Source organism: Frankia sp. Mgl5, from assembly GCF_023242985.1.
GTDB classification, from domain to species: Bacteria; Actinomycetota; Actinomycetes; order Frankiales; family Frankiaceae; genus Parafrankia; species Parafrankia soli.
Window position 1 is genome coordinate 21,562 of sequence record NZ_JALKFY010000685.1, and the last position, 14,383, is coordinate 35,944.

General features: G+C 72.8%; 11 protein-coding genes. All 11 read right to left on the reverse strand.

Annotated elements, in window-relative coordinates:
* Window positions 1–20 precede the first annotated feature (20 nt).
* Window positions 21–1,217 (reverse strand): methionine adenosyltransferase, encoded by a 1,197-nt coding sequence (gene metK / locus MXD62_RS25140; protein WP_020459326.1) that lies wholly within the window; start codon window positions 1,215–1,217, stop codon window positions 21–23.
* A gap of 52 nt (window positions 1,218–1,269) precedes the next feature.
* Complete coding sequence (coaBC, locus tag MXD62_RS25145) at window positions 1,270–2,544, reverse strand: bifunctional phosphopantothenoylcysteine decarboxylase/phosphopantothenate--cysteine ligase CoaBC (protein WP_248831927.1); 1,275 nt, start codon at window positions 2,542–2,544, stop codon at window positions 1,270–1,272.
* 91 nt (window positions 2,545–2,635) lie between these two features.
* On the reverse strand, window positions 2,636–2,920 hold the full coding sequence (rpoZ, locus tag MXD62_RS25150) for a DNA-directed RNA polymerase subunit omega (RefSeq protein WP_020459324.1): 285 nt from the start codon (window positions 2,918–2,920) through the stop codon (window positions 2,636–2,638).
* Window positions 2,921–3,103: 183 nt separating this feature from the next.
* The gene (gene gmk, locus MXD62_RS25155; protein ID WP_020459323.1) at window positions 3,104–3,682 is read right to left on the reverse strand and encodes a guanylate kinase; all 579 of its coding nucleotides are present in this window, start codon (window positions 3,680–3,682) and stop codon (window positions 3,104–3,106) included.
* 470 nt (window positions 3,683–4,152) lie between these two features.
* Window positions 4,153–4,473, reverse strand: a complete 321-nt coding sequence (mihF, locus tag MXD62_RS25160) for an integration host factor, actinobacterial type (protein ID WP_248831911.1) — start codon at window positions 4,471–4,473, stop codon at window positions 4,153–4,155.
* A 246-nt stretch (window positions 4,474–4,719) separates the two neighbouring features.
* Window positions 4,720–5,559, reverse strand: a complete 840-nt coding sequence (gene pyrF / locus MXD62_RS25165) for an orotidine-5'-phosphate decarboxylase (RefSeq protein ID WP_248831912.1) — start codon at window positions 5,557–5,559, stop codon at window positions 4,720–4,722.
* Window positions 5,556–8,966 (reverse strand): carbamoyl-phosphate synthase large subunit, encoded by a 3,411-nt coding sequence (gene carB, locus MXD62_RS25170; RefSeq protein WP_248831913.1) that lies wholly within the window; start codon window positions 8,964–8,966, stop codon window positions 5,556–5,558. The genes pyrF and carB overlap by 4 nt, the downstream gene beginning before the upstream one ends.
* Window positions 8,966–10,159, reverse strand: coding sequence for a glutamine-hydrolyzing carbamoyl-phosphate synthase small subunit (gene carA, locus MXD62_RS25175; RefSeq protein ID WP_248831914.1), 1,194 nt, complete (start codon window positions 10,157–10,159; stop codon window positions 8,966–8,968). The genes carB and carA overlap by 1 nt, the downstream gene beginning before the upstream one ends.
* 82 nt (window positions 10,160–10,241) lie before the next feature.
* The gene (locus MXD62_RS25180; RefSeq protein ID WP_248831915.1) at window positions 10,242–12,080 is read right to left on the reverse strand and encodes a hypothetical protein; all 1,839 of its coding nucleotides are present in this window, start codon (window positions 12,078–12,080) and stop codon (window positions 10,242–10,244) included.
* Window positions 12,077–13,432 (reverse strand): dihydroorotase, encoded by a 1,356-nt coding sequence (locus MXD62_RS25185; RefSeq protein WP_248831916.1) that lies wholly within the window; start codon window positions 13,430–13,432, stop codon window positions 12,077–12,079. Before MXD62_RS25185 ends, MXD62_RS25180 begins: the two co-directional genes overlap by 4 nt.
* Window positions 13,429–14,358, reverse strand: coding sequence for an aspartate carbamoyltransferase catalytic subunit (locus tag MXD62_RS25190; RefSeq protein ID WP_020459316.1), 930 nt, complete (start codon window positions 14,356–14,358; stop codon window positions 13,429–13,431). The genes MXD62_RS25185 and MXD62_RS25190 overlap by 4 nt, the downstream gene beginning before the upstream one ends.
* Window positions 14,359–14,383 lie beyond the last annotated feature (25 nt).

Here is a 14,383-nt window from a genome sequence, read left to right on the forward strand (position 1 = left end):
TGCGGGCGGATCAGGTGGCGTCAGCCCTTGACGGCGGCCGTCAGGGCGTCGGCGCGGGAGGTCGCCTCCCAGGTGAAGTCCAGCTCCGGGCGGCCGAAGTGCCCGTAGGCGGCCGTCTGCGCGTAGATCGGGCGCAGCAGGTCGAGGTCCCGCACGATCGCGGCCGGGCGGAGGTCGAAGACCTGGGTGACGGCGTCCTGGATCTGCGCGTCCGGCACCTTGCCCGTGCCGAAGGTCTCGACGAACAGGCCGACCGGGTGGGCCTTGCCGATCGCGTAGGCGACCTGGACCTCACAGCGGCTGGCCAGGCCCGCGGCCACGACGTTCTTGGCGACCCAGCGCATGGCGTAGGCAGCCGAGCGGTCGACCTTGGACGGGTCCTTACCCGAGAAGGCGCCGCCGCCGTGCCGGGCGTACCCGCCGTAGGTGTCCACGATGATCTTGCGCCCGGTGAGGCCGGCGTCGCCCATCGGGCCACCGATCTCGAAGCGACCGGTCGGGTTCACCAGCAGGCGGCGCCCCTCGGTGCTGATCTCGAGGAGGGCGAGCTCCGGCTCCACGACGTACTCGGCGACGTCGGGCGCGAGCAGGGTGTCGAGGTCGATGTCGGCCGCGTGCTGCGAGGAGACCACAACGGTGTCCAGGCGGACCGGCTTGCCGTCCTCGTACTCGATGGTGACCTGCGTCTTGCCGTCGGGGCGCAGGTAGCCGACCTGGCCGTCCTTGCGGACGGCGGACAGCCGCCGGGCGAGCCGGTGTGCCAGGGCGATCGGCAGCGGCATGAGCTCGGGGGTCTCGTCGCAGGCGAACCCGAACATCAGGCCCTGGTCGCCGGCGCCCTGACGGTCGAGGTCGTCCTCGGTGGAGCCCTCGACGCGCGCCTCGTGGGCGGTGTCGACACCCTGGGCGATGTCGGGCGACTGCGAGCCGATCGAGACGCTCACGCCGCAGGAGGCGCCGTCGAAGCCCTTCTTGGAGGAGTCGTAACCGATCTCCAGGATCCGCTCGCGGACCACCGAGGCGATGTCGACGTAGGTCTTGGTGGTCACCTCGCCGGCCACGTGCACCTGACCAGTGGTGATCATGGTCTCGACGGCGACCCGGCTCTTCGGGTCGTCCTTGAGCATGGCATCGAGGATGGAGTCGCTGACCTGGTCAGCGATCTTGTCCGGGTGTCCTTCCGTGACGGACTCGGACGTGAAAAGGCGCGTCGCCACTGGACTACCCCCTGGGGAGATCAGGACTGATACCGACGCAGTTTACCGAGGTTCACTCAGGGGTATGCGCACCGGCCGGCTTCCGGTCGTGCAGCGCGTCGACGATCCGGTCGAGCACCTGGTGGGCAAGAAGATCCTTACTGGTCAGGGGGATCTCCGCGGCCCCACCCGCACGGTCAAGGAGGACGGCGCTGTTCTGCTCCACCTCGAACCCCAGGCCGGACCCGACCCGGTTCACCACCAGCAGGTCCACCGGCTTGCGGGCGAGCTTCGCCCGGGCGAGGTCGAGGACCCCGGCGTCGGGTCCGCCCGTCTCCGCCGCGAACCCGACCAGCACCTGCCCGGGACGGCGGTTCGCGACAAGCTCGGCCAGGACGTCCGGGTTGCGGATCAGCTCGATCGCGTCCGGCGCCGCGGACTCTTTCTTGATCTTGTACTTGTGCTCGGTGGCGGGCCGGAAATCGGCCACCGCCGCCGCCATGACCACGACGTCGGCGCGGGGGGCCGCGTCGTGCACGGCCGCCCGCAGCTGTTCGGCCGAGCCCACCGGCACCGTGGTCGCGCCGGCCACGTCGGGCAGGGCGACGTTGGCGGCCACGACGGTGACCGCCGCGCCGCGGGCCACCGCCGCGCGGGCCAGCGCGTATCCCTGCCGGCCACTGGAGGCGTTACCGAGGAACCGCACCGGGTCGAGGTACTCGCGGGTGCCACCGGCGCTGACGAGCACGTGGCGGCCGGCGAGGTCGGGCCGCATGCCGTCACGCCCGCGGGCGAGAACCGCCCGGGCGACCGAGGCGATCTCGGTGGGCTCCGGCAGCCGGCCCGGCCCGGAGTCGACGCCGGTCAGCCGGCCGACGGCCGGTTCCAGCACGAGGGCGCCCCGCTCGCGGAGCAGGGCGACGTTGGCGCGGGTCGCCGGGTGCTGCCACATCTCGGTGTGCATGGCTGGGGCGAACAGCACCGGGCAGGTGGCTGTGAGCAACGTGCCGGTGAGCAGGTCGTCCGCCCGGCCCGCCGCGGCCCGCGCCATCAGGTCCGCGGTGGCGGGCACGATCAGCACCAGGTCGGCCTCGCGCCCGACCCGGACGTGCGCCACGTCCTCGGCGTCGGTGAACAGGTCGGTCACCACCGGCTGGCCGGACAGCGCCGCCCAGGTGACCTCGCCGACGAAACGCAGCGCCGCGGCCGTCGGCACGACGCGGACGTCGTGGCCGGACTCGGTCAGCTGGCGCAGCACCTCGACGGCCTTGTACGAGGCGATGCCGCCGGACACGCCGAGCACGACCCGCGGCCGCCGCGCCGCCCCGGCCGAACCACCGCCGCGCATCCCCGCCCCGCCGCCTGTCACGCGGAACAACCGAGGCGGGCAGGACGGGCAGGGCCGGCGAGACGGACGCGAGCCGCGGAGGCCGCGTGGGTCAGGAGATCGGCGGCAGCGGGTCGGTGATCGTCTCGTGCGTGAGCAGACCGGAGTTGATCTCGCGGAGCGCGATCGACAGCGGCTTCTCCTGGGCGCTGGTCGTCTCCACCAGCGGGCCGACGTACTCCAGCAGGCCCTCGCCGAGCTGGGAGTAGTAGGCGTTGATCTGGCGGGCCCGCTTCGCCGCGTAGATGACGAGGCTGTACTTCGAGTCGGTGGCCTCGAGCAGCTCGTCGATCGGCGGGTTCGTGATGCCCTCGGGCTGGGCGACAGTACCGGACACGGTGTCCTTCCGGGGTGGGGCGGTCGGGCGGCTCCAGGCGCGCCGTGGGCGGCCTGGGCCGAGCCCTGTCCCGGACAACAGTACAGCCGCAACCGGTACAGCCCGTCACCGAGCCGTTCACCGCCGGGCCGTGGGTGCCCCGGAGACCGCGCGTCCCCGGGAGGTGGAGCGCCGAGCCGCCGGTCATGGGACGTCCGCAGCGCGGTGCGCGTCCCGCGGGCGACCGGTCATCAGCCCCACCAGCTTCGCGGCGGCGGCCGTGACCTCGTCGTTCACGACGACCTCGTCGAACTCCGTCTCGGCCGCCAGCTCGATGCGGGCCCGGTCGAGGCGCCGGCGGATCACATCAGGTGCCTCCGTGCCCCGACCGGTCAGGCGACGGACGAGCTCGTCCCAGGTAGGCGGGGCCAGGAAGACGAACCGGGCGCCCGGCATTGCCGACCGGACCTGCCGGGCGCCCTGCAGCTCGATCTCCAGCAGGCAGGGAACGCCCTGTGCCAGCCGCTCCTCGAGCGGTCCCCGAGGAGTGCCGTAGGCGTGCCCCGCGAACATCGCGTGCTCGACGAACTCCCCCACTTTGACCATGTGGGCGAACTCCTCCGCGTCGGCGAAGTGGTACTCGACGCCGTCCGTCTCGCCCGGCCGCGGCGCTCGCGTCGTCACGCTCACCGACACCCACACCTCGGGGTGCAGCCGGCGGACGGCGGCGACGACCGTGCCCTTCCCCACTCCGGACGGCCCCGACAACACGGTCAGTCCCATCCCGACACCTTAGAGCCCCTCCACGGGGTCACGCAGGTTCAGGCGGGGCGGGCGGGCCACGCCGGCGACGGCCGGCCCGGCGCCCCCCGGCGCCCGCCGTCCCCTACCGTCAGCCAACGGACCATCGTCATCAAGATGCCATCAAAGGACGGGTTCCCCCGTTCACCCCGATGGTATGCGGCCGTCAATGGGAACCCGGTCGGGTGACCACACGGGTGGCCCCGGCCGGTGCACGCCAAACGGATCGGGATCGCCATCACCGAACCCCTGGGACTTTAGTCCCAGGACATTCGGCGAGAACTCCTCACGGCCCGCCGGCGATTGATCGAGTGACGCGAATCCGCGACGCAATGAACGCCGACGGCACCGGAACGTGTCGACGCCTCGCGGCCTCAACACCTTCCGGCGGCGCCCGTTACGGGCCGTTACCAACGACCCGGCAATCGGAACACCTATGCATCACGCCACACTCAGGCGCTCGCGCCGAACTCCTCGAGGAGCGCGGCACGCTGCTTGGCCCCGAGCCCGCGCAAACGGCGGGTCGGGCTGATACCGAGACGCTCCCGGATCTTCTGGGCCCGAACACGGCCCACTCCGGGAAGCGACTCCAAGACCGCGGAAACCTTCATCTTGCCGACGACCTCATCGCTGTCCGCCAGCTCGAGAACGGCGGTAAGACTGATCTCCCCCTTCTTCAACCGCTCCTTGAGTTCGGCGCGCTGCTTACGGGCCAGCGCGGCTTTCTCGAGGGCGGCGGCCCTCTGCTCGGGCGTCAGGGGCGGCAGGGTCACGGGTACGCCTCCTCAATTCGGTGATCGCGCCGCGCAAACTAGCGAGGAAGAGGCTCCTCGGTCCAGCCGGAGCTGCATCACGGGGGTACCCCGCATTGTCCCCACAAGACACAGCCTTTGCCCGGATGAATGACCTGCGTCGCACGCGCCGGACGCATTCGGTCCGTAGCGGCCCCACCGTACCGGTACTCGGGCACCCAGAGCGGCCCAGATCCACCCGTAGTGGCGTTTGCGCAGGTCAAGGGCCTACCGGAGTGGAGTAACCCTGGTGGCGATAGTGGCGGCGGCCACGGCCCGATCGGCCGCGGAGGTGATCGGACGGCCGATCACGAGGAGGTCCGAACCGTCGGCGAGCGCCCGTTCCGGGGTGGCGACCCGGGCCTGGTCAGCCCGCTCAGACCCCTCTGGACGCACTCCAGGCGTGACCAGAGTCACAGTTTCACCAAGCTCCGCGCGGACCATAGAGACCTCTTTCGGGCTGCAGACGAGCGCCCGCGCACCGGCCTCCACAGCGAGCACCGCGAGCCTGCGGACGGCGTCCGAGGGCGGTCCGGACAGCCCGACGGCGGCGAGCGTGGCGGCGTCCAGCGACGTCAGCACCGTGACCGCGGTTACATGAACATCGGGCCCGGCGTCGACCGCGGCGCGCACCATGGCCGCACCGCCGGCCGCATGCACGGTCACGAAGCGAGGTGCCAGCGTGGCCAGCGAGCGCATCCCGCCGGCCACGGTCGCCGGGATGTCGTGGAGCTTCAGGTCGAGGAAGAGCTCGGGCGCCGCGGAGCCGTGCGGCTCACCCCAGCCGTCCGCCACATCACCCCCCGTGACGGAACTCACCACCCGAGCGGGCGCCGCGGGCGCCGCCGACCGAGCCGGAGCGAGCAGCCCTTCGTCACGCAGCGCAGTCACGATCGTCGGCCCGGCCCGACAGAAGAGCTCCAGACCGATCTTCAGCACGGCGACGTGCGGCGCCACCTCGCGGGCCCAGCCCAGTGCGGTGGCGGCGTCCGGAGCGTCGAGCGCGACCGCGATCGGGGCGCGGCCCGCCGGTGGCGTCCACCGGCGGGGGGCGCCCGATGAGGTCACCGGTCCGCCACGGTCGAGGCGGGCGCCCCGCCGGCCGAGCCGGATCCCGACCCGGCGCCCGGCGCGGGTCCCGGCCGCGCCCCCGGCGCCCGGTAGCCCGAGCCGGAGGTCGCACCCGGCAGTCCCTCGGGGGTCGTCCCCCAGGTCGACCGCAGGGCCGCGTGGTACTCCTGCAGCGGCCGCACCCCCAGTTCGCCCCTTACGAGCGACTCGATACCCTGCACGCACGCGGCGGCGCCCTGAATGGTGGTGATGCAGGGCACCCCGGCGCTGACACAGGCGGTGCGGATCTCGTATCCGTCCAGCCGTGGCCCGACACCCCACGGCGTGTTGATGACCAGGTCGATCTGGCCAGACATGATCATTTCGACGCAGTCGATGAGGTTCTCGCTGGGAGCCCGATGCTTGCCGAGAACCACGGCCTTGACCCCGTTGCGGCGCAGCACGTCGGCGGTGCCCTCGGTCGCGTAGACGACGAAGCCGAGGTCCGCCAGCCGCTTGATCGGGAAGATCATCGCACGCTTGTCGCGGTTGGCGACGGAGACGAACACCCGTCCGTAGGTCGGCAGCGACGCGTAGGCCGCGGCCTGCGACTTGGCGTACGCGGTGCCGAAGCCGTCGTCGATGCCCATCACCTCGCCGGTGGAGCGCATCTCCGGGCCGAGCACCGTGTCCACCCCGCGCCCGCCCGCGTCCCGGAACCGACCGAAGGGCAGCACGGCCTCCTTGACCGAGATGTGCGAGTCCAGCGGCAGGGTGGCGCCGTCGCCGTACTCCGGCAGCAGGCCCTCGGCCCGCAGCTCGGGCACGGTGGCGCCGAGCATCACCCGGGCCGCGGCCTTGGCCAGCGGCACGGCCGTCGCCTTGGAGACGAACGGCACCGTGCGCGACGCGCGCGGGTTGGCCTCCAGCACGTAGAGCACGTCGGACTGCAGCGCGTACTGCACGTTGAGCAGCCCGCGCACACCCACCCCCTCGGCGATCAGCCGGGTGGACTCGCGGATCCGGTCGAGCTCCGAGCGCCCGAGGGTGATCGGCGGCAGCGCGCAGGCGGAGTCGCCGGAGTGCACCCCGGCCTCCTCGATGTGCTCCATCACGCCCGCGAGGTAGAGCTCGGAGCCGTCGTAGAGCGCGTCCACGTCGATCTCGACCGCGTCGTCGAGGAAGCGGTCCACCAGCACCGGGTGCTCCGGCGAGATCTGCGTGGCGCGCTCGATGTAGTCCCGCAGCATCGGATCGTCGTAGACGATCTCCATGCCACGCCCCCCGAGCACATAGGACGGCCGCACCAGCACCGGGTAGCCGATCCGGTCCGCGACCGTGCGCGCCTCGGCGTAGGAGGTGGCCACCCCGTGCGGCGGCGAGGGCAGGCCGGCGGCGGCGAGCACCTGCCCGAACTGGCCGCGGTCCTCCGCGAGGTGGATGGCCTTCGGTGGCGTGCCGACGAGCGGGACGCCGGCGTCGGCGAGCGCGGCGGCGATGCCCAGCGGGGTCTGGCCGCCCAGCGACACGATCACCCCGGCCAGCGGCCCCGCCTGCGACTCGGCGTGCACGACCTCCAGGACGTCCTCGACGGTCAGCGGCTCGACGTAGAGGCGGTCCGCGGTGTCGTAGTCGGTGGAGACCGTCTCCGGGTTGCAGTTGACCATCACGGTCTCGTAGCCGGCCTCGGAGAGCGCCATCACCGCGTGGCAACAGGCGTAGTCGAACTCGATGCCCTGCCCGATCCGGTTCGGCCCGCTGCCGAGCACGATCACCCGGGGCTTCTCGCTCGGCGCGACCTCGGTCTCGGAGTCGTAGGACGAGTAGTGGTACGGCGTCGCGGAGGCGAACTCGGCGGCGCAGGTGTCGACCGTCTTGTAGACGGGACGGATGCCCGCCCGGTGCCGGAACGACCGGACCACGTCCTCCTTGGTGCCGAGCAGGCCCGCGAGCTGGGCGTCGGAGAACCCGGCGCGCTTGGCGCGGCGGATGCCGTCCGGGTTGCGGACCAGCGACGCGGCGACCTCGTTGATGAACACGATCTGGTCGACGAACCAGGGGTCGATGCCGGTGGCATCGGTCACCTCGGCGGGCGTCGCGCCGGCCAGCAGCGCCTGCTGGACGGTGTGCAGCCGCCCGTCGTGCGGGGTGCGGGCCGCGTCGAGCAGCTCCGCCGCGGACCGGCCCGGCGGGTCGAAGGTGAACGCCAGGCCCGACTGCTCCATCGAGCGCAGCGCCTTCTGCAGGGCCTCGGCGAAGCTGCGCCCGACCCCCATCGCCTCCCCGACGGACTTCATCGTCGTGGTCAGCATCGTGTCGGCGCCCGGGAACTTCTCGAACGCGAAGCGCGGCACCTTCACCACGACGTAGTCGAGGGTCGGCTCGAAGGCCGCCGGGGTGGTGCGGGTGATGTCGTTGGGGATCTCGTCGAGGGTGTAACCCAGCGCCAGCTTGGCCGAGATCTTCGCGATCGGGAAGCCGGTCGCCTTCGAGGCCAGCGCGGACGAACGGGACACCCGCGGGTTCATCTCGATGACGACGAGACGTCCGGTGGCCGGGTCGACCGCGAACTGGATGTTGCAGCCGCCCGCGTCGACCCCGACGGCGCGCATGACGGCGATCGACATGTCCCGCATGCGCTGGTACTCGCGGTCGGTCAGGGTCATCGCCGGGGCGACGGTCACCGAGTCACCGGTGTGCACGCCCATCGGGTCGATGTTCTCGATCGAACACACGACGACCACGTTGTCGGCGCGGTCCCGCATGAGCTCGAGCTCGAACTCCTTCCAGCCGAGCACCGACTCCTCGACGAGCACCTCGGTGGTCGGGCTGGCCGCCAGCCCGTCCGCGGACATCCGGCGCAGCTCGTCGGGATCGTGGGCGAACCCGCTGCCGGCACCGCCGAGGGTGTAGCTCGGCCGCACCACGACCGGGTAGGAGAACTCCTCGGCCGCGGCCAGGCACTCCGCCACGGTCGTGCAGATCGCGCTGCGGGCCGTCTCGCCGTCGACGGAGGCGACGATGTCCTTGAAGGCCTGCCGGTCCTCACCGGAGCGGATCGCGTCGATGTTGGCGCCGATGAGCCGGACGCCGAAGCGCTCGAGCACCCCGGCGTCGTGCAGGGCGACCGCCGTGTTCAGCGCCGTCTGCCCGCCCATCGTGGCCAGGATGGCGTCCGGCCGCTCCCGCTCGATGATCTTCGTGACGATGTCCGGTGTGATCGGCTCGACGTAGGTCGCGTCGGCGATCTCCGGGTCCGTCATGATCGTGGCCGGGTTGCTGTTGACCAGGATCACCCGCAGGCCCTCGGCCCGCAGCACCCGGCACGCCTGCGTCCCGGAATAGTCGAACTCGCACGCCTGGCCGATGACGATCGGCCCGGAGCCGATCACCAGCACGGAGCGCAGATCCTCGCGCCTGGGCATCAGCCTTCTCCCCGCTTCCGCCGGCCGGCCGCCATCAGGCCGCAGAACCGGTCGAACAGTCCCTGGGCGTCGTGCGGGCCAGGCGCCGCCTCGGGATGGAACTGGACACTGAACGCGGGCACGTCCAGGCAGGTCAGGCCCTCGACCACGTCGTCGTTGAGCGCCACGTGGCTCACCTCGACCCGCCCATAGGGGGTGTCGGTCGTACCGGTCAGCGGCGCGCGCACCGCGAAGCCGTGGTTGTGGCTGGTGACCGCGATCCGGCCGGTCCGGGTGTCGGCGACCGGCTGGTTCACGCCGCGGTGGCCGTAGGTCAGCTTGTACGTCTCGAAGCCCAGCGCCCGGGCGAGGACCTGGTTGCCGAAACAGATCCCGAAGACCGGGACACCGGCCTCCAGCACCCCGGTGAGCGTCTCGACCGCGTAGTCCGCGCGGGCCGGGTCACCCGGGCCGTTCGAGAGGAAGACCCCGTCGGGCGAGAGGGCCAGCAGCTCGGCGGCCGTGCTGCGGGCCGGCAGCACGTGCACCTCGCAGCCCAGCGCGGCCATGGAGAGCGGGGTGTTCCGCTTGATGCCCAGGTCCAGCGCGGCGACGGTGAAGACCGGCAGGCCCGACCGCGCCTCGACGACATAGGGCTTGTCCGTGCTGACCTCCGGGGCGAGATCCGCGCCGACCATCTCCGGCGACTCCCGCACCCGGTCGAGCAGCGAGTCGAGATCGGTGTCGGTGCTGCTGACCCCGCACCGCATCGCGCCGCGCTCGCGCAGGTGACGGGTCAGCGCGCGGGTGTCGACCCCGCTGATCCCGACCACGCCGGCGTTCTCGAGCTCGTCGTCCAGGGTGCGTTGGGCGCGCCAGTTCGACGCCAGCCGGCTCGGGTCCCGCACGACGAAGCCGGCCACCTGGATGCGGTCGGACTCGTAGTCGGTGTCGTTCACCCCGGTGTTGCCGATGTGCGGCGCCGTCATGATCACGACCTGACGGTGGAACGACGGGTCGGTGAGGGTCTCCTGGTAGCCGGTCATCCCGGTGGAGAAGACCGCTTCTCCGAACGCCTCGCCGACCGAGCCGAACGCGTCCCCGACGAAGCTCCGGCCGTCCTCGAGCATGAGTACCGCCCGCCGGGGAGCTCCCGGCCCGCGCCGCGCCTGCTCCCGCTCCGGCGGAGCCGGCTGCCTGTCCAAGCCGGTCACCGGCTCACCCCCGCATCGATCCGTCGTGCCCGGCCGCCGGCCGGGGCCCCACCACGCCTGGCCCGCCGCCAGGACGCCGCTGTCACGGGTGTTCCTCCCGCCGGTACAAGACCTCACCGGACGGCGAGATGTACAAGCTGGTCTCTGGGTCACGCGGCCGCTGCGCCGGGTCGGCGCCGGTCCGCCAGTAGTGGCCTTCGCCGTCTGGCCCGCCGGTGGCCGGCGGCGTCCCGGTCCGACCGCGGGCGGTGCCGTACGCCGCATCCCGGTCGTATCCACCCTGGTCACGTCCGCCCGGGTCGCGCCGGCCCTGGTCGTATGCGTCCTGGCCGTATCCACGCGAATCGTGGGCACCCGTGCCGTTGGCACCGGAGTTGTAGGCACCCGAGTTGTAGGCGCCGGTGTCGCCGGCACCCAGGTGGTACGCGGCCGAGTCGAGCGCCCCCTGGTCGGGAGCGGCCGGCCCGGGGGCGCCGGGGCGCCCGTACCCGCCGGTGGCGTAGCCGCGTGCGTCCGGCCCGCCGGTACCCTGGCGTCGCGGGTCGTAGCTGTCAGTCCCGTACCCGCCCGTGTCGTACCCGGCCGTGTCATAGCCGGCCGTGTCATAGCCGGCCGTGCTGTACCCGGCTGTGTCGTAGCCGGCCGTCCCGCCGCTCACGGCCTGGGAGCCCTGGGTGCCCACGTCGTGGGCACCTGGCCGGTAACCGCCGGTGTCATACGCACCTGTCCGGTGCGAGCCCGTCCCGTACCCGCCAGCGCGGTGGGCGCCGGTGCCGTGGGCGCCGGTGCCGTCGGTACTGATGCTGTGCGCGCCGGTGACGTGGGCGCCGGTGCCGTGGGCGCCGGTGCCGTCGGTACTGATGCTGTGCGCGCCGGTGACGTGGGCGCGGATGTCGTAGGCGGCCGTGTCCTGGCCACCCGTCGCAAGGGCACCCGTCCCGTGGGCAGCGGTGTCGTAGCCACCGGTGCCGGCTCCGGCGGAGCCGCCGGAGGCCACGCCGTAAGCGCCCGTGCCGGGGTCCACGCCGTGTCCGCGCTGACCACGCTCGACCGCGGGGGTCTCGACGGCGGCGCCCTGGCCGGCCGCGGCACCGCCGCGGCGCCACCCGGCCCGCTCCGACCGGGGCTGGCGGCCGTTGACCGGGATCGGCATCGTCGCGGGCCCGCCCGGGGCCACCGCGGCGAGATCAGGACGCTGCCCGCGGGCGGGGGCCGCGGCGGCCGGCGCGCCGGGCTCGGCCGGGCGTGCCGGCGCCGGCACGCGGGGCCGCAGCCGGTTGCGCGGCCGGGGCAGGGCGTGCGGCGAGGTGATGTCGCCGGACATCGGCTGGGCGGGCGCCGGCCCGATGAGGTCGTGCACGGAGCGGACGACCTTCGGCTGGCGGGCCCGGTCCTCGCCGCGGAAGCCGGCCTCCAGCTCCCGGCCCTCGAACGACCACGCGACCACGATCAGCCGGCTCGGCGCGGCGACCTTCCCGGCGTGCGCCCGCTCGAGACGGGCGCCCCGCACGGCCTCCCGGGGGATCCAGAACGCCTCGCCGTCCCGGTCGACCCGCACTCCAAGCTCGTAGACGGCGATGTAGTCGCCGTCGTGCCCGGCCAGGCCGCGCGCGGCGATCCACTCCCGCCAGTGGCCGGCGTCCACCGTGCCGAGGTAGCGCCCACGCAGCGGGGCGGCCAGCACGTTCCCGGTCTGCTCCGGCGGCTCGGGCAGGTCCGGCAGGTTCTCCTCCTGCTGTTGCGCACGGCCTCGCCAGGCCCGTCGCATCGCGCCCACGACTGCCACGACCAGCAGCAACAGGCCGAAGGCAAGGAGCAGGTGCAGGCCCGTCTGGTCCTTGCCACCGGCGGCCAGCACGGGGCCGGCCAGCGCGAACGGGGTAATCCCCGGCAGGGATGTGGATCGTGAGGCGGAGGTCATATGATCTTCCCGTCGAGCACGGTGGGCCGGCCTCGCAGGAACGTCGCCCGGATGGCACCGGGCAGCGTGCGGCCACCGTACGGAGTGTTGCTGCTCCGGCTGGCGACGGCGAGTGGATCGATCACCCGTCGCGCCTCCGGGTCGAGCAGGGTCAGGGTGGCGGGCGCGCCCACCTGGGCGAAGCTCGCCGGGTCACGCGGCGTGTCGGCGACGGCGCCGATCCGGGCCGGCGCCAGCGCCATCCGGTCGGCGACACCGGCCCAGTCGAGCCGGCCGGTTTCGACCATGGTCTGGATCACGATGGACAGCGCCGTCTCGAGGCCGAGCATCCCGGGCCGGGCGGCGGCCCACTCCGTCTCCTTGTCCTCGGAGGCGTGCGGGGCGTGATCGGTGGCCACACAGTCGATCGTGCCGTCCGCGAGCCCGGCTCGCAGTGCCTCTGTGTCGGCCTCGGTGCGCAGCGGCGGATTGACCTTGTACACCGGGTCGTACGAGGCGACGAGCTCCTCGGTGAGCAGCAGGTGGTGCGGGGTGACCTCCGCGGTCACCCGCCAGCCCTTCGCCTTGGCCCACCGGATGAGCTCGACCGAGCCCGCCGTGGACACGTGGCAGATGTGCAGGCGCGACCCGACGTGCCCGGTCAGCAGGGCGTCCCGGGCGATGATCGCTTCCTCTGCGACGGCCGGCCAGCCGGGCAGGCCCAGCCGCGCGGCCATGGCGCCCTCGTTCATCTGCGCCCCGGCGGTCAGCCTCGGCTCCTCCGCGTGCTGCGCGATCACGCCGTCGAAGGCCTTGACGTACTCGAGCGCGCGGCGCATGAGCAACGCGTCGGACACACAGTGACCGTCGTCGGAGAACATCCGGACCGCCGCCGCGGAGGAGGCCATGGCGCCCAGCTCGGCGAGCCGCTCGCCGGCGAGCCCCCTGGTCACCGCGCCGACCGGGCGCACGTCGCAGTGCCCGGCGTCCTGGCCGAGCCGCCACACCTGCTCGACCACCCCGGCGGTGTCCGCGACGGGGTCGGTGTTGGCCATCGCGAACACCGTCGTGTACCCGCCGAGCGCCGCCGCGCGGGTGCCGGAGTCGACCGTCTCGGCGTCCTCCCGGCCAGGCTCGCGCAGGTGGGTGTGCAGGTCGACGAGCCCGGGCAGCGCCACGAGCCCGGTGGCGTCGACGACCAGGGGGGCGGGGCGGGTGCCGTCGGCGGAGCCCGCGGTGGCCTCGGCCACGACGCCGGTGTGCTCGCCACCCCCGGCCGGCGCGACCGCGGCGATCGTCCCGTCGGCGATCACCAGATCCCGCGCGTCACCGCCCAGCGGACGGACGCCACGCACCACGATCACCGATGTCATGAGGACTCCCGTTCGGCGCCGCTGCCGCCGAGCAGCAGGTAGAGGACGGCCATGCGGACGCTCACGCCGTTCGCGACCTGCTCGACGACCGTCGAGCGCGGCGAGTCGGCCACCGAGGATGCGATCTCCATCCCACGGACCATCGGCCCGGGGTGCATGACCAGGGCGTGCTCGGGCATGAGCGCGGCCCGGTCCGCGTCGAGGCCGTAACGGCGGCTGTACTCCCGCTCGGTCGGGAAGAACGCCGCGGACATCCGCTCCCGCTGCACACGCAACATCATGACCACGTCGCTCTTGGGCAGGACCGACTCGAGGTCGTAGGACACCTCGACGGGCCACCCGGAGATACCGAGCGGCAGCAGCGTGGGCGGGGCGACCACGGTCACCCGCGCGCCGAGGGTCGTCAGCAGCCAGACGTTGGAGCGGGCCACCCGCGAGTGCAGGACGTCCCCGACGATCGTCACGGCCAGCCCGTCCAGCCGGCCGAGCCGGCGGCGGATGGTGAAGGCGTCGAGCAGCGCCTGGGTGGGGTGCTCGTGCGTACCGTCACCGGCGTTCACGACGCTGCCGCGTACCCAGCTGGCCAGCCGGTGCGGGGCGCCGCTCGCGGGATGACGGCAGACGACGGCGTCCGCGCCCATCGCCTCGAGGGTCTGCGCTGTGTCCTTCAGGCTCTCGCCCTTCGACACGCTTGACCCCCGGGCCGAAAAATTGATCACATCTGCCGACAGCCTCTTGGCGGCGACCTCGAAGGACGTGCGGGTACGGGTGGAGTCCTCGAAGAACAGATTGACCACGGTCCGGCCGCGCAGCGTCGGCAGCTTGCGGACCGGCGCGTCCGCGACCCGCGCCATGCGGTCCGCCGTGTCGAGCACCAGCAGCGCGTCGTCGAGCTTGAGATCCGCGGTGGAAAGCAGATGGTTCATCACACCCACCACCTCGGACGGCGGC